This is a genomic window from Actinocorallia longicatena (genome assembly GCF_039534125.1).
GTDB lineage: Bacteria > Actinomycetota > Actinomycetes > Streptosporangiales > Streptosporangiaceae > Actinocorallia > Actinocorallia longicatena.
Genome location: NZ_BAAAUV010000017.1, coordinates 90,990 through 112,569, shown reverse-complemented (window position 1 = coordinate 112,569; position 21,580 = coordinate 90,990). Strand labels below are relative to the sequence as shown.

At 71.3% G+C, this 21,580-nt stretch carries 19 protein-coding genes and 1 tRNA gene; 6 read left to right on the top strand and 14 right to left on the bottom strand.

Going from position 1 to position 21,580, the window contains the following annotated elements; translation table 11 throughout:
* Positions 1–21 precede the first annotated feature (21 nt).
* Positions 22–1,122: a galactokinase gene (galK, locus tag ABD785_RS28275; RefSeq protein ID WP_344834241.1), complete on the bottom strand. Its 1,101-nt coding sequence runs from the start codon at positions 1,120–1,122 to the stop codon at positions 22–24.
* Entirely contained in the window at positions 1,119–2,066 is a 948-nt protein-coding gene (galE, locus tag ABD785_RS28270; RefSeq protein ID WP_344834238.1) for a UDP-glucose 4-epimerase GalE, read from the bottom strand. Before galE ends, galK begins: the two co-directional genes overlap by 4 nt.
* Before the next feature lie 110 nt (positions 2,067–2,176).
* Here galE and ABD785_RS28265 point away from each other — a divergent pair, with 110 nt between their 5' ends.
* Genes ABD785_RS28265 through ABD785_RS28255 form a run of 3 tightly spaced genes read left to right on the top strand, consistent with a single transcriptional unit; the run spans position 2,177 to position 4,729 of the window.
* Complete coding sequence (locus ABD785_RS28265) at positions 2,177–3,127, top strand: hemolysin family protein (RefSeq protein ID WP_344834235.1); 951 nt, start codon at positions 2,177–2,179, stop codon at positions 3,125–3,127.
* Positions 3,128–3,129: 2 nt separating this feature from the next.
* The gene (trpS, locus tag ABD785_RS28260) at positions 3,130–4,212 is read left to right on the top strand and encodes a tryptophan--tRNA ligase (protein WP_425547827.1); all 1,083 of its coding nucleotides are present in this window, start codon (positions 3,130–3,132) and stop codon (positions 4,210–4,212) included.
* Complete coding sequence (locus ABD785_RS28255) at positions 4,202–4,729, top strand: 2'-5' RNA ligase family protein (protein WP_344834232.1); 528 nt, start codon at positions 4,202–4,204, stop codon at positions 4,727–4,729. The genes trpS and ABD785_RS28255 overlap by 11 nt, the downstream gene beginning before the upstream one ends.
* Before the next feature lie 25 nt (positions 4,730–4,754).
* On the opposite strand, the gene ABD785_RS28250 is transcribed toward ABD785_RS28255, so the two are convergent.
* The 9 genes from ABD785_RS28250 to ABD785_RS28210 form a co-directional block, all read right to left on the bottom strand.
* Complete coding sequence (locus tag ABD785_RS28250; RefSeq protein ID WP_344834230.1) at positions 4,755–6,086, bottom strand: GH25 family lysozyme; 1,332 nt, start codon at positions 6,084–6,086, stop codon at positions 4,755–4,757.
* A gap of 65 nt (positions 6,087–6,151) precedes the next feature.
* Positions 6,152–7,243 (bottom strand): COG1361 family protein, encoded by a 1,092-nt coding sequence (locus ABD785_RS28245; RefSeq protein WP_344834228.1) that lies wholly within the window; start codon positions 7,241–7,243, stop codon positions 6,152–6,154.
* A gap of 128 nt (positions 7,244–7,371) precedes the next feature.
* Positions 7,372–8,925, bottom strand: a complete 1,554-nt coding sequence (locus ABD785_RS28240; protein WP_344834226.1) for a serine/threonine-protein kinase — start codon at positions 8,923–8,925, stop codon at positions 7,372–7,374.
* Positions 8,918–10,210 carry a protein kinase domain-containing protein gene (locus ABD785_RS28235; RefSeq protein ID WP_344834224.1) on the bottom strand — a complete coding sequence of 431 codons (1,293 nt, stop codon included), beginning with the start codon at positions 10,208–10,210 and terminating at the stop codon, positions 8,918–8,920. Before ABD785_RS28235 ends, ABD785_RS28240 begins: the two co-directional genes overlap by 8 nt.
* A 5-nt stretch (positions 10,211–10,215) precedes the next feature.
* Positions 10,216–11,694 carry a serine/threonine-protein kinase gene (locus ABD785_RS28230; RefSeq protein ID WP_344834221.1) on the bottom strand — a complete coding sequence of 493 codons (1,479 nt, stop codon included), beginning with the start codon at positions 11,692–11,694 and terminating at the stop codon, positions 10,216–10,218.
* The gene (locus ABD785_RS28225) at positions 11,691–13,319 is read right to left on the bottom strand and encodes a serine/threonine-protein kinase (RefSeq protein ID WP_344834218.1); all 1,629 of its coding nucleotides are present in this window, start codon (positions 13,317–13,319) and stop codon (positions 11,691–11,693) included. Before ABD785_RS28225 ends, ABD785_RS28230 begins: the two co-directional genes overlap by 4 nt.
* A 133-nt stretch (positions 13,320–13,452) precedes the next feature.
* Positions 13,453–14,442: a malate dehydrogenase gene (locus ABD785_RS28220; RefSeq protein ID WP_344834215.1), complete on the bottom strand. Its 990-nt coding sequence runs from the start codon at positions 14,440–14,442 to the stop codon at positions 13,453–13,455.
* A 166-nt stretch (positions 14,443–14,608) separates the two neighbouring features.
* Complete coding sequence (locus ABD785_RS28215; RefSeq protein ID WP_344834213.1) at positions 14,609–15,826, bottom strand: NADP-dependent isocitrate dehydrogenase; 1,218 nt, start codon at positions 15,824–15,826, stop codon at positions 14,609–14,611.
* Positions 15,827–15,953: 127 nt separating this feature from the next.
* The gene (locus ABD785_RS28210; RefSeq protein WP_344834210.1) at positions 15,954–16,310 is read right to left on the bottom strand and encodes a DUF3017 domain-containing protein; all 357 of its coding nucleotides are present in this window, start codon (positions 16,308–16,310) and stop codon (positions 15,954–15,956) included.
* 143 nt (positions 16,311–16,453) lie between these two features.
* Here ABD785_RS28210 and ABD785_RS28205 point away from each other — a divergent pair, with 143 nt between their 5' ends.
* The gene (locus tag ABD785_RS28205; protein WP_344834208.1) at positions 16,454–17,146 is read left to right on the top strand and encodes an FHA domain-containing protein; all 693 of its coding nucleotides are present in this window, start codon (positions 16,454–16,456) and stop codon (positions 17,144–17,146) included.
* 191 nt (positions 17,147–17,337) lie between these two features.
* Positions 17,338–19,377 carry a TerD family protein gene (locus ABD785_RS28200; protein WP_344834205.1) on the top strand — a complete coding sequence of 680 codons (2,040 nt, stop codon included), beginning with the start codon at positions 17,338–17,340 and terminating at the stop codon, positions 19,375–19,377.
* A 10-nt stretch (positions 19,378–19,387) separates the two neighbouring features.
* On the opposite strand, the gene ABD785_RS28195 is transcribed toward ABD785_RS28200, so the two are convergent.
* Together ABD785_RS28195 and ABD785_RS28190 are read right to left on the bottom strand one after the other, a co-directional pair.
* Positions 19,388–20,233 carry a bifunctional methylenetetrahydrofolate dehydrogenase/methenyltetrahydrofolate cyclohydrolase gene (locus tag ABD785_RS28195; RefSeq protein ID WP_344834202.1) on the bottom strand — a complete coding sequence of 282 codons (846 nt, stop codon included), beginning with the start codon at positions 20,231–20,233 and terminating at the stop codon, positions 19,388–19,390.
* A gap of 88 nt (positions 20,234–20,321) precedes the next feature.
* Positions 20,322–20,397: transfer RNA gene (locus tag ABD785_RS28190), tRNA-Thr, on the bottom strand.
* A 69-nt stretch (positions 20,398–20,466) separates the two neighbouring features.
* On the opposite strand from ABD785_RS28190, the gene ABD785_RS28185 reads away from it, so the two are divergent.
* Positions 20,467–21,054 (top strand): GNAT family N-acetyltransferase, encoded by a 588-nt coding sequence (locus tag ABD785_RS28185; RefSeq protein ID WP_344834199.1) that lies wholly within the window; start codon positions 20,467–20,469, stop codon positions 21,052–21,054.
* 331 nt (positions 21,055–21,385) lie between these two features.
* On the opposite strand, the gene ABD785_RS28180 is transcribed toward ABD785_RS28185, so the two are convergent.
* Entirely contained in the window at positions 21,386–21,559 is a 174-nt protein-coding gene (locus ABD785_RS28180; protein WP_344834196.1) for a hypothetical protein, read from the bottom strand.
* Positions 21,560–21,580 lie beyond the last annotated feature (21 nt).

Genomic DNA, 21,580 nt, shown 5'->3' with positions numbered 1-21,580 from the left:
GAAGTCAACCCCGGGGACGGATCAGGCGATGCGGCGGGCGCCCTCGGCGGCCACGGCCTCAAGATAGAGCGGGGTGCGCCAGCCCTTGGCCGTGTAGGCCGCGGTGACAGCCTGCTGGACGGTCTCGATGCGGTCGCGGTGGACGAGGGCGATGACGGAGCCGCCGAAGCCGCCGCCGACCATGCGGGCGCCCCGGGCGCCGGCGCGGACGGCGGTGTCGACGGCGGTGTCGGCCTCGGGCCAGGAGACCTCGTACTGGTCGCGGAGCGACAGGTGCGAGGCGGTGAGGAGGGCGCCGACCTCGGGGATCGCTCCGGCCTTGAGGAGGCCCACGGTGGCCTCGACCCGGTGGTTCTCGGTCACGACGTGCTGGACGCGGCGGCGGAGTTCGGGGTCGCGGAGCTTCATCAGGGCTCCGGCCAGGTCCTTGACGTCGCGCAGGCCCGGGACGCCCAGGATCCCGGCGGCCTTCTCGCAGGCGGCCCTGCGGTTCGCGTACTCGCCGTCGCCCAGGGAGTGGGAGGCCAGCGTGTTGATGATCAGGATCCGGTGGTCGCCGAGGGCCAGCGGGATCTGCGAGGACAGCCCGCTGCGGCAGTCGAGCAGCAGCGCGTGTCCCGCCCGGCCGAGCATCGAGGCGGACTGGTCGAGGATGCCGCACGGCACCCCCGCGTAGTCGTTCTCGGCCCGCTGGGCGACCTTCGCCAGCTCCATGCGCCCGGCGGTGTCCAGGTCGGCGACCGGCCCGCCGTACAGATCGCTCAGCGCGACGGCCGTGGCGCACTCCAGCGCCGCCGACGACGACAGTCCCGCCCCCTGCGGCAGGTCGGAGGAGATCCGCAGGGTCGCGCCGCCGACCTCGTGGCCCGCGTCCCGCAGGCAGCCCGCGACTCCGGCGACATAGGCCGCCCAGCCCTTCACGGCGCCGGGGGCGAGCCCCTCCAGCGGGACGGTCTCCGTCTGGTGGCCCGAGTGCAGCTCCAGCAGGCCGTCGTCGCGCCGTTCGGCCTCGACCGTGACGCCCTGGGGCAGCGCGAACGGCAGCACGAGGCCGTCGTTGTAGTCGGTGTGCTCGCCGATCAGGTTGACCCGGCCGGGAGCGTGCCACACGCCGGCGGTCACTGGCAGAACTTCCACGCGTCCGCGACCATCGTGGCGAGGTCGCGCTCGACCCGCCAGCCCAGCTCGGCCTGGATCTTCTCGGAGGAGGCGATCAGCACGGCCGGGTCCCCGGCGCGGCGCGGCGCGATCTCGGCCGGGATCGGGTGGCCGGTGACCTGGCGGCACACGTCGACGACCTGCTGGACGGAGTAGCCGCTGCCCGAACCGAGGTTGTAGATCCTGTGCTCGTGCTCGGTGCAGCAGTCCAGGGCGAGCAGATGGGCGTTCCCGAGGTCCACGACGTGCACGTAGTCGCGGATGCAGGTGCCGTCCTCGGTCGGGTAGTCGTCGCCGAACAGCTTCACGTGCTCGCGCGCCCCGGTCGCGACGGCCAGCACGTTCGGGATCAGGTGCGTCTCGACCGTGTGCCGCTCGCCGTAGGGGCCGAGCGCGCCCGCGACGTTGAAGTAGCGCAGCGAGACGGCGCCGAAGCCGTGCAGCCGCGCGTACTCGGTCAGCACCCCGTCGATCGCCAGCTTGGTGGCCCCGTAGGGGTTGGTCGGCCGGGTCGGGTCGGTCTCCAGGATCGGCGTCGACTCGGGCTCGCCATAGGTCGCCGCGGTCGACGAGAAGACGATCTTCGCGACGCCCGTCCTGCGCATCGCGTCGAACAGCGCCAGCGACTCCCCGAGGTTCTTGTCCCAGTACAGCGCGGGCTGCTCCACCGACTCGCCCACCAGGCTCTTGGCCGCGAAGTGGACCACACCGTCGAAGCCGCCCTCGGCCAGCACCCCGTAGGCGGCCTCGCGCAGGCTCCCCTGGACGAACCGCGCGCCCTCGGGAACCGCGTCCGCATGCCCGGTGGAGAGGTCGTCGAGGACGACGACCTCGTGACCGGCCTCGACGAGCTGGGCCCCCACCACACTGCCGATGTACCCGGCGCCACCTGTGACCAGCAGCTTCACGTTCCAAGCCTCCCGTGTTGGGGAACCAGTAGATTGACCTTCGACCGTCCCCGACTTCACCTGGACATGAAGCCTAACCATAGATCGGCCCTCCTCCGGGCGAGCGCCTCGTGACCGCCCTCCTCCTGATCGTCACGGTGCCCGCGGGGATCCTCGCGGGCTGGTTGTGGGGACGCGGCAGCGGCCGCGCGGACGCCTTCAGCGCCCAGGAGGTCAGGGATCTCGTCGCCGGGCACGACGAGATCACCGCCGACGAGCGGGAGCTCATCGAGGACGTCTTCGCCGCCGGGGAACGCCAGCTCCGCGAGGTGCTCGTGCCCAGGACCGAGGTCGAGTTCCTGGACGGCTCCCTGCCCCTGTCCAAGGCCGCCCGCCAGGTCGCGAGCAGCCCCCACTCCCGCTTCCCCGTCTACACGGGCAACCACGACGACGTGATCGGCTTCGTCCACGTCCGCGACCTGCTCAACCCGTCCGCGATGGAGTCGGACCGGCCCCTGTCCGAGGCCGTCCGGCCGGTGCTGTACCTCCCGGCCGGGCGGAAGGTCCTGCCCGTGATGTCGGAGATGCGCAGGGACGGCCGGCATCTGGCGATCGTCATCGACGAGTACGGCGGCACCGCCGGGATCGTCACGCTGGAGGACCTGGTCGAGGAGCTGATCGGCGACATCCGCGACGAGTACGACGTCGGCGACACCCAGGCGCGGCGGTTCCAGAACGGCGTCGTGGAGGTCGACGGCCTCACCAACACCGCCGACTTCGCCGACGAGACGGGGATCACCCTCCCCGGGGGACCCTACGAGACCGTCGGCGGGTATCTGATGGCCGTACTGGGGCATGTCCCCGGGGCCGGGGAGTCGACCGTGTTCGAGCGGCACCGGCTGGAGATCACCGAGATGGACCGCCGGCGCGTGGCCCGGGTGCGCGTCACGCCCCTCGCCGGACCGGACCCCGGACCGGAGGAGGCGGACGAGGGAGCGACGATCAACGGTTCGGTGCCAACCCGGGAGCGGGTCGCGGGCGTCGTACCAGAGGACGAGGTTTCTGGGAGAATCGGAACGTGACCGTGTCTGAACCAACTGCACCCGAGGCCGTGACCACCGGGACGACCACCGGGACGGCCCCCGGCCGCCCGCGGGTCCTCTCGGGGATCCAGCCGACCGCCGACTCCTTCCATCTGGGCAACTACCTGGGCGCCGTCCGGAACTGGGTCGGCCTCCAGGACTCCCATGAGGCGTTCTACATGGTCGTGGACATGCACGCGATCACCGTCGACTACGACCCCGAGGTGCTGCGCCAGAGGATCCGCCGGTCGGCCGCCCAGCTGTTCGCGGTGGGGCTCGAACCGTCGCGGAGCACGGTGTTCGTGCAGAGCCAGGTCCACGAGCACGCCGAGCTCGCGTGGATCCTCGGCGCCCTGACCGGGTTCGGCGAGGCGTCGCGGATGACCCAGTTCAAGGACAAGTCCGCCAAGCACGGCACCCAGGCGGCCTCGGTCGGGCTGTTCACCTACCCGATCCTCCAGGCCGCCGACATCCTGCTGTACACCCCGCCGCTCGGCGGCAAGGACTTCCAGGTGCCCGTCGGCGAGGACCAGCGGCAGCACCTGGAGCTCACCCGCACCCTGGCCGGGCGGTTCAACCACCGGTTCGGGCCGACCTTCGTCGAGCCGGACGCCCACATCCTCAAGTCCACGGCGAAGATCCAGGACCTGCAGGAGCCGGAGCGGAAGATGTCGAAGTCCTCCTCCTCCCCGCAGGGCATCATCGACATCCTCGACGAGCCCGGCCCGCTCAAGAAGAAGATCATGCGGGCCGTCACGGACGCCGAGACGGAGATCAGGTACGACCCGGAGACCAAGCCGGGCGTCTCCAACCTGCTGACGATCATGTCGGCGCTGGGCGGCGAGCCGATCGAGGGCCTCGAGGGGCACTTCGCCGGGGCCGGATACGGCCAGCTCAAGAAGGAACTCGCCGAGCTGGCGCTGGAGACCTTCGGTCCGATCCGGGAACGCACCCTGGAACTGCTGGCGGATCCGGCTGAGCTCGACCGCATGCTGGCCAAGGGCGCGGAACGGGCCAGTGAAGTCGCCGCCGGGACAATGGACACCGTGCGCGAACGAGTGGGCTACTTGAGGCGTGGTATCTGACCAGACCATCGGGGTCTCACTCGCCGTCCCCGATCCCTACGGGGCGGACCTTCAACGGCAGCGGGAGGCCTTCGGCGACCCTCTCGCCAGCAAGGTGCCCGCCCATGTGACGCTGGTGCCGCCGACCCCCGTGGCCGGCGGCGACATGGAGGCCGTCCTCGCCCATCTCACGAGCGTCGCGGCGATCACCGAGCCGTTCAGGCTCCGCCTGCGCGGAACCGGAACGTTCCGGCCGATCTCTCCGGTCGTGTTCGTGTCGGTGGTCGAAGGCATCAGCCCGAGTGAACTGCTCCAGGAGAAGCTGCGCAGGCCGCCGCTGGAGCGGGAACTGCTCTTCCCCTACCACCCGCACGTGACGGTGGCGCACAACGTCGAGGAGCACGTGCTGGACCGGGCCTTCAAGGAGCTGGCCGGGTTCCACGCGGTCTTCGACGTCGAGGCGTTCTGGCTCTATGAGCACGGTGCGGACGAGGTGTGGCGCCCGGTGCGGCCCTTCCCGCTGATGGGAGGCCGCTGACGGGCCGGCCGGAGCCGGCCGGGCGTCAGCGGGGGCAGACCACGCCGTTCTTGTCGCCGTCCTTGTACCAGTAGTACTCGGGGTCCCAGCCCTTGCGGTAAGGGCCGAGCTTGGCCTTGGTGACCGACTTGCAGCTTCCGTAACGCTTGTCCTGCGTGATCGCGGCCTTGCCGCCGACCTTGGCGCGCAGCCACGGGGCGTTGTAGCGGGAGACCGGGTCGAGGGAGCCGGTGGCCTTGACCGAGAACTTCGTGATCAGGGTGCCCTTGGCGCGCTTGGCGACCTTGAGCGTGAACCTGAAGGTGCCCTTCTGGTTCGCCTTCACCCAGGGGAAGGCGCAGACGGCGCCTCCGGTCGCGCGCTTGCACGACTTCCGGTTGCCGATCTTGCTGAGGGTGAGGCCCTTGGGCAGCTTGATCGTGAGCTTCACCGGGCCGGTGCCGTCCGGGCCGCGGTTGCCGGTGACGACCGTCAGGGTGGCCTTCTTGTTCGCCTTCAGCTTGCCGATCTTGGCCCGGACCACGACGTCAGCGACGGGCTTGTCGCGGCGCCCCGCGAAGGCCTGGAGGTCCTTGAGCGAGCCGGGGAACATGTTCTGGTCGCCGGGGAACAGCGGCTTGTCGTTGCCGTTCCAGAACTGCCAGATCGTGTACTTCGTGAAGCCCGACGGCATGATCGGCTGGGTGGGCTTGCGCTGCCAGTTGGCCGCCCACAGGGGGTTGGTCAGGTTGAACGCGCTTGTGCCGTTCGGCTCGGCGGCCGTTCCGGTGCAGTTCTTCCACCACGAGGCGTTGGTGTAGATCAGCGGATAGCGTCCGGTGCGCTGGAAGTAGCGGGAGCTGAACGACCTGATCCAGGTGATCATGGCTTCCGGCTTCATGTTGTAGCAGTCCTTGCGGACGCCCGCGACGGCCGGAAGCGACTTGTTCGCCGGGTCGTTCTCCAGGTCGACGGCGCCCGGGAGGGTGCGGCCGTCGGGGATCCAGCCGCCGCCGTTGTTCATGAAGAAGTCGGCCTGCACGGCGCCGGTCGTGCGGTTGGGCGTCGCGAAGTGGTACGAGCCCTGGATCAGCCCGGCGTTGCGGGCGCCCTGGACGTTCTGCGCGAAGTACGGGTCGGTGTACAGGCCCGCGTCGTTGACCTTGCCGCTGGTGCCGCGGGTCGCCCGGATGATCGTGAACTTCGCGCCCTTGGCGGCGATGTCCGGCCAGTTGACGTTCGGGCCCTGCCAGTAGCTGATGTCCGGGCCCGGGATGCTGCCGGGCGGTGCCACCGGGGGGACGGGTGCCTTCGCCTGGGCGCCCACGGCAGTGCCGAGGACGAGCCCGACCGAGATCAGGCCAGCCGCGACCCGCATACGAACCCCCATAGATCGGTGCAAGAGCGCCCAAACTCTAGCCCAAGATCATGAGGAATCCGGGCTTAACGCTCGAACCGGAGCAGCAGGCAGCCCGTCACCACCAGCATCAGGCCGAGCGCCGCCAGGGGCACGGGGTCGGTCCCGGTCTCCGGGAGCATCCGCCCCTGGGGCACCACGGGGGCCACGACCTCGACCAGGGCGACGGCCGTGTTGTTCTCCGGATCGACGTCCCCGACGTCGGCCGACGCGGTGGCCGCGAAGTTCCCGATCACGCCGTGGGCGTCCGGGTCGACGACGATCCTCACCCGCACGGTCGCGGATTCGCCGGGAGCCAGCCGTCCCAGGTCGCAGCGGCCCTCGTCGCCCCTGGCGCGGCAGTTCTCGGCGAGGCCCACGATCCGGGCCCGCTCGGTCCCCAGCGCGACCCTGACCCGGCCGGCGGCGACGCTCCCCCGGTTGACGACCCGCGCCACCATCGTGAACGCCCGGCCCGCCACGGCCCTGCGCGGCGCGGCCAGCCGCACGGCCAGATCGGTGCCCGGGCGCACGAAGACCGAGGCCGTCCCGGAACCCTCCAGCGCGTTCCCGCCCGACACGACCGCCCGGGCGATCTGCTCCCCTCCGGCCCGCGCCTTGACCACGGCGGACACGGTCACGGCCGCGCTGCCACCGACCTCGAGGCTCCCGACCCGGCAGAGGGCGCCGTTGCCCTGCTCGACGCAGCCGTCCCCGCCGACGCCGAGCAGCCCGACCCCGGCGGGCAGCACCACCGACACCCGGACCCCGGACGCGGCCGCCGTTCCCGCGTTCCGCACCCGTGCCACGTAGCTCAGCACGGTCCCCTGCCGCACCTTCCCGCCGGGCTCGACACCGAGCCCCACGTTCAGCACGCCCCTGCGGACGGCGGCCCGGGGGACCTCCGCCCGGGAGACCACGGGAGCCTCGGGGACCTCGGGGACTGCGGGGACCTCGGGGGCCTCGGGGACGTCCGCGCGGGCCTCCGCCACGGGACCGGGGAGGACGGCGCCCGCTCGTTTCAGGCGTCCCACCCCTGGCCGGTCGTTCGCCGCGGCGGGCGCGCCGGAGGAGGCGGCCAGGGCGGCCCCCAGGAGAACAGAGACCAGGACCGAGCGGCGGCGCATCGAGTAACCCACACCCCGTGGTTGTCGGTGAGCGTGTACATCCCGAAGGCTACGATCACCCCTAGTGATCATTTGGTCGCGACACGCCCGAGACCCGCTTGTTGGCCATCCCCTGACCGGCCGCCCTCCTAGGGCGTGTCTCAGTTCTGCGGGAGGTGGCCGGCCGCGGTGATCGCGATGTTCTTCGTCGCCTCGCGCTGGGCCGGGGTGACGACGCTTCCGTCGCTGACCCGATAGGTGATCTGGAGGAGCGTCCGGCCCGCGTAGAGGGTGGCGAGGGAGGTCGCGCTGGCGAAGGAGCCCTTGCCCACCTTCTCCTGGACGAAGGCCGCGTCGCCGGCGCCGGGGAGGTCCTTCACCGGGGTCGTGGTCTCCACGTAGACGGGGTCGCTGGAGGTCCCGGCGTCGTTGACGGCCTGGCGGCGGTAGAGGGCGTAGGCGTCCTTCGCCTGGTCGCTGCCGGGCTTCCCGGACTTGTCGGGGAAGAAGCGGACCTTGATCTCGACATTGCCCCAGGTGCACAGGCCCGGCCGCGCCGAACCCGCGTCGGTGCCCGTCAGCCGGGCGGCCTCGGCGGCGCTGAGCAGGCCGCACGGATCGGGGGCCTGGGCGGCCGAGGCGACCGGGGCGGTGGAGGGCGCGGTGCCCGGGTCCTGCGAGCCCGGCGGCGGTGTGGTCGCCGCCGAGCTGGGCCCTCCGCCGAAGAGGTCGTCCTTGAACAGGAGCGCGCCGGCGGCCAGGCACGTGGCGAGCAGGCCCGCGGCCAGCACGGCGAGCAGCCGTCCGGGACCGCGCGGCGGCGCGCTGGGGATCGTGGGGACGCCCTGGTGCGGCGGCATCCGCCCCGGCAGCGGCGGCAGGACGGCGGGAGCGGGGGTGCCGTCGCCCGCCACTGCCTGGAACGTCTGCCGGACGAGCCGGGGGTCCGGCCGCCGGGCCGGGTCGCGGGCGAGCATCGCCAGCAGCACGCCGCCCAGCGGGCCCGCGTTCACCGGCACCGGGGCGTCCTCGGTGAGAACGGCGCCGAGCATGGCCATCGCGTTCGGCCGGGCGAAGGGCGAGCGTCCCTCGACGGCCGCGTACAGGGTCGCCGCGAGGGACCAGAGGTCGGAGGAGGGCCCGACGGCGCTGCCCTGCTGGAGGCGTTCGGGGGCCATGTAGCCGGGGGAGCCGATCAGCCCGTGGGTCAGGGTCAGCCGCTCGTCGCCCGCGATCGTCGCGATGCCGAAGTCGGTGAGGATCGCCTGGCCCGAGGCCGTCAGCAGGACGTTCGCCGGTTTCACGTCCCGGTGGAGGATCCCCCTGCGGTGCGCCAGGGCGAGGGCGTCCAGGAGCTGGACGCCGATCTCGGCGACCTGCTTGGGCGGCATCGGACCGCGCTCGACCCGCACCTGCTCCAGCGAGGAGCCGTTGATCAGGTCCATCACGATCCACGGGCGGTCGTCCTGGCTGAGCACGTCGTGGACGGTGATGATCGACGGATGGGCCAGCGCCGCGGCGGCCCGGGCCTCCCGCATCATCCGCTCGCAGAACTCGGCCCGCTGCTGCGGGGTGAGCCCCGCGGGCAGCCTGACCTCCTTCACGGCCACGCCGCGGTGCAGGAACTCGTCCCTGGCCCGCCAGACGTCGCCCATCCCGCCGCCACCGAGCCGGTCCTCGAGCCGGTAACGGCCCCCGAGCAGCACATCAGACACGGTTCAGCGCCTCCGCGCTCCAGCGGGCGCCGCGCTCGGCGACGGGACGCATCTTCGGGTTCGGGTCGCCCCGGCGGGCGTACTCGACCGTGACGACGACGTTGGCCAGCCGGTAGACCACGCTCGTGCCGCGCAGGCCGCTGCCGAGGAACGCCTCGTTCCCCAGCCCGGCGAGGTCGCTGACCGGCCCGCCGCCGAGGCCGCCGAAGCGCTTGGCCTGGTCGAAGGCGTCCTCGCCGCCGCCCAGCTCGATGCGGATCGTCAGGTCGAAGGACAGGGAGCCGGGCAGGTCCGGCCGCAACGAGACCTTCGACCGCCAGTTGCAGGTGCCCGGCTGGTAGGAGCTCGGCTTGTCGTGGCGGGGCACGAGCGTCTCGGCCTGGGCGTCGGTGAGCAGCGAGCAGGCGTCCGGCATCGACACGAACTCCTTCGACCGGGGCGGCACGACCGGCCCGGGCGCGGGCCCGCCGTTCGCCGCCGGAAGCGCCGCCGGGGTCTTCTTCGGTTCGCCGGGAAGTGATGCGAAGACGGCCGCGGGCACGACCACCGCGACGATCGCCGCGGCGCCCAGCGCGACCGCGATCCGGTTCAGCCGCAGACGGCCGTCCCGGGAGGCGGGAAGAAGGTCGCGCAGCCCGCGGCGGACGAGGTCGGAGTCCGGACGGGCGGCGGGGTCGGGGCCGAGGAGCGGGGCCAGCACCGCGCCGAGCCGCCGACCGCGCAGCGAGGGCGTGACCTGCCCGTTCCGCAGCGCGCCGAGGTCGGCGAACGGGACCCGTCCCTCGACGGCCGTGTACAGGGTCGCCGCCAGCGCCCACAGGTCCGAGGCGGGCACGGTCACCGCCTCGGGCGGGGTGTAGGCCTCGTGCGGCCGGGTGATCCCGAAGCCGGTGAGCTTCACCTGGCCGTCCGCGGTGAACACGACGCCGTCCGGCTGGATCCCGCCATGGACGACCCCGAGCGCGTGCGCGCTCACCAGGGCGTCCAGCAGAGCCAGCCCCACCGCGACGGCCTGCGGCTCGTCCATCAGCCCCGACGTCGCCAGCGAGGGCCCCTCGGTCAGCTCCGTGACGACCCACGAACGGCCGTCCTGCTCGACGACGTCGTGGACGATGACGAGGCCCGGATGCCGCAGCACCGTCGCCGCCCGGACGGCGTCGAGCGCCGAGTCCTCGATCTGCCGGACCGTGACGTCACGGTGCAGCACCTCGTCGCGCGCCCGCCAGAGGGTCTGGGCGGGATCGAGCGCCTGGACGAGCCGGTACCGGCCCGACAACATGATCATCCGATTCACCCCTGCCTGTTCAGCGACGCCGCGACCAGGGAGGAGGCCTTCTCGTTGGCCGCCTTGACCTTCGCCTCGATGCCGGGGGCGTCCTTCTTGAGCAGGTCGTTCCGCGTGGTCACGACCACCGCGAGGTTGCTGACCGAGAACACCGTGACCGACGTGTGGTCGCCCAGCCGGACGGCGTCGTAGGCGATCGCCTTGTCGCCGAGGCCCGGGACCTCGCGGACCGGCGACTGGGAGTCCCCGCCACCGGCACCGTACTTGGCGCTCTCCTCGGCGTCGGCCCGCTCGCCCGTGACGAACTCCTGCGCCGTCTCCGGTCCGTTGCCGATCGGGCCCGGGGTCATCAGCACGAACTCGATCCGCACGTCGAGGTCGGCGTCACTGGCGTGCAGGACACAGGTGGCCTTCGGATCCGCGCCGCCGTAGGTGTCGCCGAGCTGCTTGGACCCGTTCGGCACCAGCTCCGTGACCTGGGTGTCCGTGAGCTGGCTGCACGCCCGGGGCATCTCCGCCCACTTGCCGGGCTCGTCCGGGGCCGCCGCCGGTGCCGCGACGGGTGCCGCCGGCGGCTTCTTCGGCTCGGTCAGCCCGACGGTCGCGATCACCGCGATCGAGGCGGCCGCGACCGCGAGCCCGAGGGCCCCGGCGAGCAGGCCGAGCGGCTTCACCCGGACCGCCGTGTCATCCCCCGGGCCGGCCTCGGCGATCCGCTCCAGGGCGTCGCGGAGATCCGCGGGACGGTCGGCCGGATCCTTGGCCAGCTGCCCGGCCAGAACGGGGCCCAGCGCGGCCGAGCGCTCCGGCGGCCTGGGCGTGCCCGCGACGACCGCGCTCAGCACGGCCAGCGGCCCGTCCCCGCCGAACGCCGGAACCCCCTCGGCCGCGAAGTACAGGCTCGCCGCCAGCGACCACAGATCGGCCGCGGGCGCCGGACGCGAACCGTCGAGCCGCTCCGGGGCGGTGAATCCGGGGGTGCCGACCGAGGCCGCCTCACCCGACCTGGCCCTGGCTCCCCCGCCGAAGCCGGTCAGCACCGCATGGCCGTCGGGGGTCAGCCAGATCCGCGACGGCCCGATGTCCCCGTGCAGGATCCCCAGCGCGTGCGCGGCCCGCAGCGCGCCCACCAGCTCGACCCCGAGCCCCGCCACCTGGACGGGCGTGAGCGGGCCGAATCCGGCGACCATCTCGTCCAGCGGACGGCCGGAGATCGGCAGCGTGATGATCCACGGCCGGTCCCCGTCCACGAAGGCGTCGAGGACGCGGTTGATCGACGGATGCCGCAGCCGCCCGGCCACCTCGGCCTCGGCCACGATCCGGCCGGTCAGATCGCGGCGGGCGTCCTCCTCCAGTTCGGGCGGAAGCGGGATCTCCCGGGCGAAGACCTGGGCGCCCGTGCGCTGGTCGAGGGCCAGATGCAGGGTGGCGGAGAGCGGCTGGAGCAGGGCGTAGTGGCCGGCCAACGGCGACGGCGCGCTCATGAGCGCGCCTTCAGGTTCTCGGCCGCCCAGCGGGCGAACTGGATCGCGTTCGCGCGGATCTGCTTCCCGCCGGTCTTCCGTGACACGTCGGCGTGGGTGACCTCGATGACGACGTTGCTGACCCGGAACACCACCTCGGTCTTCTGGGCGTCGAGGCGGCCCAGGGTGTCGGTCACGTAGGCCTCGTCGCCGATGCCGGTGAGCTGCTCGGCCTTGGTCTCGATGCCGGAGGTGATGCTCTCGCCCCCGATGTCCCCGTAGTGCCAGATGACCTTGTCACTGCCCTTCAGCGCGGACTGGAAGCGGGAGTGGAACCGGTCGTGGGCGTCCTCGGGGGTCATCGCGTACGGGTCGTCGTCGAGGGAGCCGCCCTGAAGGCCGATCTCGACGCCCGCGCCGGGGGCGTCCCACGCGCAGCTCGGTTCCTGGCTGCCGCTCGCCTTGCCCTCGCCCTTGAAGTTCTTGATGATCTGCCGGGCCTGGGCGGAGGTCATCACGGTGCAGAAGTCGATGGGGCCGGTGAACTTCCCCGCGGGCGCGGCCGAGGCCGTCGCGGGGGCGCTCGTGACCGGCGCCGAGGACTTGGCCACGGCCGGGGGCTTCGTCTCCGGCTCCCCGTCGGTCACGACCACCGCGACGGCGGCGAGGGCCAGGAGCAGGACGCCCCCCGCCAGGGCGGGGGCGAGGAGCCTGGAGGGCTTCCGGGGCGGACGCCAGTTCACGTCGACGGTCGTCCGGCCCTCGGGGGCAGCGGCGGCGGGCGGGGCAGGGGGCAGCGGGATCACCCCGGAGGCGCCGCCCTGGGCGACCCTGGCCAGCACCCCCTCGACGATCACCGGGTCGGGGCGGACGCGCGGATCCTTCGCGAGCATGTGGAGCAGCAGCGGAGCCAGCTCGCCCGCGGCGGACGGCGGGCGCGGATCCTGGGTGAGGACCTTGGTCAGCACCACGATGTGATCGTCGCCCGGGTAGGCCGAGATCCCCTCGACGGCACGGTAGAGGGTCGCGGCCAGCGACCACAGGTCCGACTGGGGACCGCCGCTCTCGCCGCGCAGCCGCTCCGGCGCGATGTGGCCGGGCGAGCCGACCAGCATCCCCGACCGGGTGATCGTCGCCTGGCCCTCGACGGTCGCGATGCCGAAGTCGGTGAGGACGGCCCTGCCGTCGGCGGTCAGGAAGATGTTGCCCGGCTTGATGTCGCGGTGCAGGATGCCGACCGTGTGCGCGGCGATCAGCGCCTTGACCACCTGGAGGCCGATCTCCGCGGCGAACGGCACGCTGATCGGGCCCTGCGACTTGAGGACCACGTCGAGGGTCTGCCCCTGGAGGAGCTGCATGACGATCCACGGCCGGTCGTCGTCGATGAACGCGTCGTGGACGACCACGATCCCCGGATGCCGGAGCTGGGCGGCGGCCTGCGCCTCCCGGACGGCACGGGCGCAGGCCTCGGCCCGCCCGCCGGCGTCGAGCTCGGGAGAGAGCGTCAGCTCCTTGATCGCGACCTCGCGGCCCAGGGTCTCGTCCCTGGCCCGCCAGACCGTACCCATCCCGCCGCTGCCGAGGACGCTGAGCAGCTGGTAACGCTCCACCAGACGGTGCGCGGTGACATCCGGACCTTCAGGCATGGCCGAAATCATAAATGCGGTGATAACCACTCATCACACCGAGGACCGTCCGTACCTGTCCGAACCCGGCCAGCGAAACAAGCGAAAGGCCCCGGGAGCAGGAGCTCACGGAGCCTTTTCACGAATTACAAGATCAGATGAGGCCGAGGGCCTTGACCGCGTCGCGCTCCTCGATCAGCTCGGCGACCGAGGCGTCGATGCGGGTGCGGGAGAAGTCGTTGATCTCCAGACCCTGGACGATCTCCCACTTGCCGTCCTTCGAGGTGACGGGGAAAGAGGAGATGATGCCCTCGGGAACGCCGTAGGAGCCGTCGGAGGGGATGGCCGCCGAGACCCAGTCGCCCTCGGGGGTGCCGTTGACCCACGAGTGGACGTGGTCGATCGCGGCGGAGGCGGCGGAGGCGGCCGAGGACGCGCCCCTGGCCTCGATGATCGCCGCACCGCGCTTGGCGACGGTCGGGATGAAGTCGTTCGCGAGCCACGCCTCGTCGTTGATGACCTCGGCGGCGTTCTTGCCGGCGATCTCCGCGTGGAAGATGTCGGGGTACTGGGTGGCGGAGTGGTTGCCCCAGATCGTCACCTTGGTGATCTCCGAGACCGGGGTGCCGGTCTTCAGGGAGAGCTGGCCCAGGGCGCGGTTGTGGTCGAGGCGGGTCATCGCGGTGAACCGCTCGGCCGGGACGTCCGGAGCCGCGGAGGCCGCGATCAGGGCGTTGGTGTTGGCCGGGTTGCCGACGACCAGGACGCGGATGTCGTCCGCCGCGCCGTCGTTGATCGCCTTGCCCTGCGGGCCGAAGATGCCGCCGTTGGCCGACAGCAGGTCGCCGCGCTCCATGCCCGCGGTCCGCGGACGGGCGCCGACGAGCAGGGCCACGTTCGCGCCGGCGAAACCGTCGGCCGGGTTGTCGAAGATGTCGACGGCCACGAGGTTCGGGAACGCGCTGTCGATGAGCTCCATCGCGGTGCCCTCGGCGGCCTTCACGGCCTGGGGAATCTCCAGGAGCCGCAGCTTGACCGGCACATCCTTGCCGAGCAGCTGGCCGGACGCGATGCGGAAAAGCAGCGCGTACCCGATCTGACCGGCGGCGCCGGTGACAGTGACATTGACGGGAGTGCGGGTCATGACGAACTCTCCAGGCAGGGATGGGCGGATCTCTCGGTATCGAGATACTGCGTCTGCCAGGCTATCGCGACCCCCAACGAGAAGTGCCACGCACCCATGGTGAGGTGCGCGGCACTTTCATCCCCGCGTGCACGGGGTCGGCGGTGGTGACCGCCGGTCACAACCTTTACAGAGAGATCTTCTTCTGCAGGTTGACATCCAGGGCGTGGAGGAACTCCTCCGTGGTCAGCCAGGGAGCGTCCTTGCTGATGAGCAGCGCCAGGTCCTTGGTCATCTGACCGGACTCGACGGTCTCCACGCAGACGGCCTCGAGGGCCTCGGCGAAGCCGGTGACCTCGGGGGTGCCGTCGAGCTTGCCACGGTGGGCGAGGCCACGGGTCCAGGCGTAGATCGAGGCGATCGGGTTGGTCGAGGTGGCCTTGCCCTGCTGGTGCTGGCGGTAGTGCCGGGTGACGGTGCCGTGCGCGGCCTCGGCCTCGACGGTCTGGCCGTCGGGGGTCATGAGGACCGACGTCATCAGGCCGAGCGAGCCGAAGCCCTGGGCCACGATGTCGGACTGGACGTCGCCGTCGTAGTTCTTGCAGGCCCAGACGTAGCCGCCCTCCCACTTGAGCGCCGCCGCGACCATGTCGTCGATGAGGCGGTGCTCGTAGGTGAGGCCGTTGGCGTCGAACTCGGCCTTGAACTCGGTCTCGAAGACCTCGGCGAAGATGTCCTTGAAGCGGCCGTCGTAGGCCTTCAGGATCGTGTTCTTCGTCGACAGGTAGACCGGGTAGTTGCGGTCGAGGCCGTAGCGCAGCGACGCGCGGGCGAAGTCACGGATGGACTCGTCCAGGTTGTACATCGCCATGGCGACGCCGGCACCCGGGAAGTCGTAGACGTCGAGCTCCATCGGAGCCGAGCCGTCCTTGGGGGTGTAGGTCAGGGTGAGCGTGCCCTCGCCCGGGACCTTGATGTCGGTCGCGCGGTACTGGTCACCGAAGGCGTGACGGCCGACGACGATCGGCTGCGTCCAGCCCGGCACCAGGCGCGGGACGTTCTGCATGATGATCGGCTCGCGGAAGATCACACCACCGAGGATGTTGCGGATCGTCCCGTTGGGGGACCGCCACATCTTCTTCAGGCCGAACTCCTCGACGCGGGCCTCGTCCGGCGTGATGGTGGCGCACTTGACGCCCACGCCGTACTGCTTGATCGCGTTCGCCGCGTCGATCGTCACCTGGTCGTCGGTGGCGTCGCGGTGTTCCATGCCGAGGTCGTAGTACTTAAGGTCCACGTCCAGGTACGGAAGGATCAGCTGGTCCTTGATGAACTGCCAGATGATCCGCGTCATCTCGTCGCCGTCGAGCTCGACGACGGGCGCCTCTACTTTGATCTTGGGCATTGCTAGTGGCTGTCCCTTTCGTGCACCGGGCTGTGACCCTTGTAAGGCTCAACTGGGAAGCGTAGCTGAGGCCCTGGAGCGGTCTAGACCTGTCCCCCCTGTTTAGGGCGAGTGACAAAGGACTCACTTACGTAGCGTGAGTGACCCAGCCGAGGAATCCGATGCCCAGACCCAGCACCGCGAGGACGATCACGTCGGTCGTGCGGCGGCGGGTGGCGAGGAATCCCACCCGGCTCTCGGCCATCACTCCCCTGGCCACCGCTCCGAAGATCAGGGACGCCGCCATCAGGAAGGAGCCGACCTTGAAGCTGCCGAAGCAGGCGATCAGGCCGACCAGGACGCCGACGAGGACGACCAGGTAGGGAGCCTGCGCTGTCCAACCCTGGACAGCACCGGTTTTCGGGGCGGGAGCGGTCCTGCGCCGACGCCGGACTCCCCGGCCCTTCTGCTGGTCCAGCCGCCCTGGACGGTCACCTGAGGTCACGAAGAAAGTTTACGGCGAGCCCGGTCCGTTCCACGTCAAACTCCCTCCCACCTCAATTTCTACCCGCGAGTAGGTGGGTGTGGCGGTGTGCGCGCCGGGTAACCCCGACGACAGGGGTCGCTAACTGAGTGGGAGGAACCACAGTGGAGGGGCCGTTCATACGGATCGAGGACAGCGGCATGGTCGTGCCGCTACGTCCCGACGTCACGACGGTCGGCAGAGGAAAGGGGGTGGACATCCGTCTGGAGGATCCGAGCGTGTCCCGCTTCCATGCCGAACTGGTACGTCGTGGACCATACGTCTACATCGTCGACATGGGGCTTTCGCGCAACGGGACCAGGGTCAACGGGCGTCCCATCGCCCGCCGAGTCCTCGAAGACGGGGACGTCGTCAGCTTCGGGTCAGCCCGGGGCCGCCTGGGGGGCATCCCCCGCGAAGACGTGGATCCGGAGACCGAGCTGAAGCGCGCGGTCGCGCCGGAGCTCACCAGGCGAGAGATCGACGTCCTGACGTCCCTGTGCCGCCCGGCACTTTCCGACGAGGCGTTCGTCGCCCCCGCGACGGCACGCGAGATCGCAACCGATCTGGTGGTGACGGAGGCCGCTGTGAAGCAGCACCTCCTCCGCCTCTACCAGAAGTTCCGCGTCCCGGAGGGCGCGAACCGCCGCACCCGCCTCGCCAACGAGGTGATCGCCATGGGCCTGGTCCGCCCGCTGCCGACGGTCCACGTGCCGCAGCAGCAACAGCGCACCGTCCCGTCCACCCCCGAACCCCGCCGCCCCGCCACCGCGACGGGCTACACCCAGAGAACCCCGGTAACGAGAAGAGCCAGCTGACGGAGGCCCCACAGGGGACAGCCAACCCTTCTCGCCCGGAACGGGCACACCACCGCACCCGGCCCTGCACCCAGCGGCCGGGTGCACCCGTCCCCGAACATCTCAGGTTGGCCACTTCCAGAAGAACCGGTCACGCATATGCCTAGCGTTGTCACACGGTGTACTGGACGCGGGCGCGAGATGGGGTCTTCGTGGAACAACTGGTCAAGGGAGCGAACGTCGCGCTGGCGGCACTGAGCGACATCGAGGGGCCGGTGACGCTGACGCTCGGCTGGAGCGATCCGACCGGAGCGGGCGAGGCCGACGTGTCGGTGCTCCTCCAGGGGGCCGACGGCAAGGCGCGCGGCGACGGGGACTTCTTCTTCTACAACCATCCGAGCAGTGCGGACGGGACGGTCCAGCTGCTGGGGAAGACACCGACCGGCGGGGGCAGCGAGGACGGGATCCAGGTCGATCTCGAAGCCCTGCCCGCGGACGTCACGGGCGTCGTGATCGCGGCCAGCCGGTACGGCGGGGCGACCTTCGGGGAGCTGGACGACCTGCGGCTGACGCTCGCCGACAGCGCGGGGAACCCGCTCCTCTCCTTCGACATCGGCGACGCCGGTGAGGAGACCGCGTTCGTCTTCGGGGAGCTCTACCGGCGGGACGGGGCGTGGAAGTTCCGGGCCGTCGGGCAGGGGTACGCGAGCGGGCTCGCGGGGCTCGCGGGGGACTTCGGCATCGACGTCCAGGACGACGAGGCGGAGGCCGAGGCCGGCGCTGAGGCGGTCACCGAGGCCTCGACCGTGGCCGCCGAGGCGGCGGACGGCGGGACCGTCACACGGACGGCGCCCGAGGCCGTCCACGCCGAACCCGTTCGCGCCGAACCCGCGGCCGACGTTGCGGCGCCTCCCGTCGCGAAGACGCTCGAAGCACCGGCTGCCGGGCGGGTGCGGACCGGGCGGCGGGTCGTGAAGAAGAACACGCTGCCCGTGGCGAAGGTGAATCTCGCCGATCACGCGGGCTGGCAGGGGGCGCGGCTGTTCTCGGTCTCCGGGCTGCGCAACGACCAGGAGCGTGAGGTCAGGGCGACGTCGACGCTGCTGGCCGTCATGACCCAGGTGCCGGAGTTCGGGCGGCGGATCACGGCCCGGTTCGGGGCGCCCGCCGGGACCATGCAGACCTTCGCCGAGGCGTCGTTCAAGCACGGGGAGAGCACCGTCCGGCCGGACGGCGTCGTCCGGGTCTCCCGTGCGGGACGCATCTGGACCGCCCTGGTCGAGACCAAGACCGGCGGCAGCCCGCTGAAGCGCGAGCAGGTCGAGTCCTACCTCGAGGTCGCCTCCCGGAACTCCTACGAGTGCGTGATCACCCTGTCGAACGATCTCGCGCTCGACGGCGGCCATCCGGTGACCGTCGACCGGCGCAAGACCAGGAAGGTGGCGCTCCGGCACCTGTCGTGGGCCGAGGTGGCGCACGAGGCCAGGCTGCTCTGCCACCACGAGGGGACCGCCAACCCCTCGCACGCCTGGCTGCTCGGGGAGCTCCTGCACTATCTGGAGCAGGACAACGCGGGCTGCCAGGGCTTCCAGAACATGGGCGCCACCTGGGTGCCGATCCGCAACTCGATCACCGAGGGGACTCTGCGGCCCGGCGACAGGCGGGCCGTCCAGGTGGCGGAGAACTGGGAGAAGCTGATCCGGCAGCTCTGCCTGCGGCTGGGCGGGGAAAGCGGGCTTCCGGTCGCGCCCGTCGTCCGGAAGAAGCGCGGGGACGATCCCGCCGAGCGGCGGGCGCGGACCGTCGCGGGGCTGGTCGAGACGGGACGGCTGACGGCGGAGATCAAGACGTCGGGCGCGGCCGGGCCGCTGGGCGTCGAGGCGGATCTGCGGACCGGGCAGATCGAGGCGACCACGGTGGTGCCCGCCCCCGACCGTGCCCGGACGCTCACCAGGGTCACCCGGCTGCTGCGTCAGCTCGACGGGGCGCCGGGCGAGCTCCGGATAGAGGCGCTGCCCCCGGGCGGCTCGACCGGGCCCTGTGAGCTGCTGAAGAACCTGAGGGCGGAGCCCGGCCTGCTGGCGCAGGGCGGCGCCGAGGAGATCGCGGCCTTCCGGCTGACGCTTCCGATGAGCATGGGGACCCGGCGGGGCGTCGAGGAGACGGGGTTCATCCGCAGCGTCGACGCGGTGGTCGACCGCTTCCAGGAGCAGGTCCTCGCCGGGCTCAGGGTGGCCGAAGCCACCCCGTGAGCCGGCGGCGTCAGATGAGTTCGGCGCGTTCCACCACGTTGGACAGGAGCATGGCGCGGGTCATGGGGCCGACGCCGCCGGGGTTGGGGGCGACCCAGGCGGCCACCTCGGTCACCGCGAAGGAGACGTCGCCGGCGAGCTTGCCGTCGACGCGGGAGACGCCGACGTCGAGGACGGCGGCGCCGGGCTTGACCATGTCGGCGGTGATGAGGCCGGGGACGCCGGCGGCGGCGACGATGATGTCGGCGCGGCGGGTGTGGCGGACCAGGTCGCGGGTGCCGGTGTGGCAGAGGGTGACGGTCGAGTTCTCCGAGCGGCGGGTGAGGAGCAGGCCGAGCGGGCGGCCGACCGTCAGGCCGCGGCCGACGACCACGACCTCGGCGCCGTCGAGCGGGACGTCGTAGCGGCGCAGCAGCGCGACGATCCCCTTCGGGGTGCACGGGAGCGGGCCCGGCTGCATCATGACGAGACGGCCGAGGTTGATCGGGTGGAGGCCGTCGGCGTCCTTGCCCGGGTCGATGAGCTCCAGGACGCGCTGCTCGTCGAGGTGCCGGGGCAGCGGAAGCTGGACGATGTAGCCGGTGCAGCCGGGGTCGGCGTTGAGCTCGGCGACGGCCTGCTCGACCTGCTCCTGGGTGGCGTCGGCGGGAAGGTCCTTGCGGATCGAGGTGATCCCGACCTCGGCGCAGTCGCGGTGCTTCATCGCGACGTAGGACTGGCTGCCGGGGTCGTCGCCGACCAGGACGGTGCCGAGTCCCACCGAGACACCGCGGTCCTTCAGGGCGGCGACCCGCTGCTTGAGGTCGGAGCGGATCTCGGCCGCGGTGGCCTTGCCGTCGAGAATCTGTGCCGTCACGTGCTGCCCTCATCCGGAAGGTGGGTCATTGCCCGCCCATTCTTCCAGCCCGGCCCCGAAAGCACGAAAGCGGCCCGGAGGCCGCTCGTGGAGCCCCTTTACGGAATCGAACCGTAGACCTTCTCCTTACCATGGAGACGCTCTGCCGACTGAGCTAAAGGGGCCTGCGCGCTGGGCGCAGGCAAAACTATATAGCCACGGGGCCGGTGGTCAGAACCCCTAAGGTCGGCTGGGTGGAATGGTTCGATCGACCGATGATGTCCGGCCGTCACGTACGGCTGGAGGCGCTTTCCCAGGAGCATGCCGAGGGGCTGCACGAGGCCGGCGGGGACCCGGACGTCTGGACCTGGCTGGGTGATCCGCAGCCACGGGACCTGGACGGCACCCGGGCCCTGATCCAGAAGGCGCTCGACCAGTACGAGCGCGGGGAGCGCGTCCCGTTCGCCCAGATCGACGCCCGTACCGGGCGGGTCGCCGGGACGACCTCGTTCTACGACCTGTCGCCCAGGGACCGCGGCCTGGCGATCGGGCACACCTGGATCGGGACGCCGTGGCACCGCACGGGCCTGAACACCGAGGCCAAGCTGCTGATGCTGACCCGCGCGTTCGAGGAGCTGGGCGCGATCAGGGTCGCCTGGCACACGCACGGGCGGAACGTCCGCTCCCAGAACGCGATCGCCCGGCTGGGCGCGACGTTCGAGGGGGTGGTCCGCAACCACCGCATCCGCTACGACGGCACCTTCCGCGACACCTACCAGTACTCGATGATCGACACCGAGTGGCCGGACGCGCGGAAGGCCCTCAAGGCCAGGCTGCGTTAGACGCTAGGGGCTGTTTCAAAGTCGGCGCCCGTGGCGAGCGGCGTCCAGGTGCGTGCCTCGCGGGGGCGGAGGAGGGAGTCGACCTGGTTGGGTCGGCGACCGACGACAACCTCGCGAGGTGCGTGCCTGGGCGCCGCGCAGTAGGGCAGTTGACTTTGAAACAGCCCCTAGGGTCTGTTTCGAAGTCGGCGCCCGTGGCGAGCGGCGTCCAGGTGCGTGCCTCGGGGGTGCGGAGGAGGGAGTCGGCCTGGTGTGGCCGGCGACTGACGACAAGCCCCCGAGGTGCGTGCCTGGACGTCGCGCAGTAGGGCAGGTGGCTTTGAAACAGGCCCTAGTCCTCGCTCGCCTCACCGGCGGCCCTGCGGGCCATGACCTTGTCGGTGAGGATCCAGCTCGCGTTGGCCGCCATGACGGCGGCGAGGACGGCGGCGGCGAGACCCACGAGGTCCCGGCCCTGCGTGAGCAGATGCGTGTCCAGCATGAACAGGGCCATGATGTAGTGCACGAGGGCTTCTCCTTCGGGGGC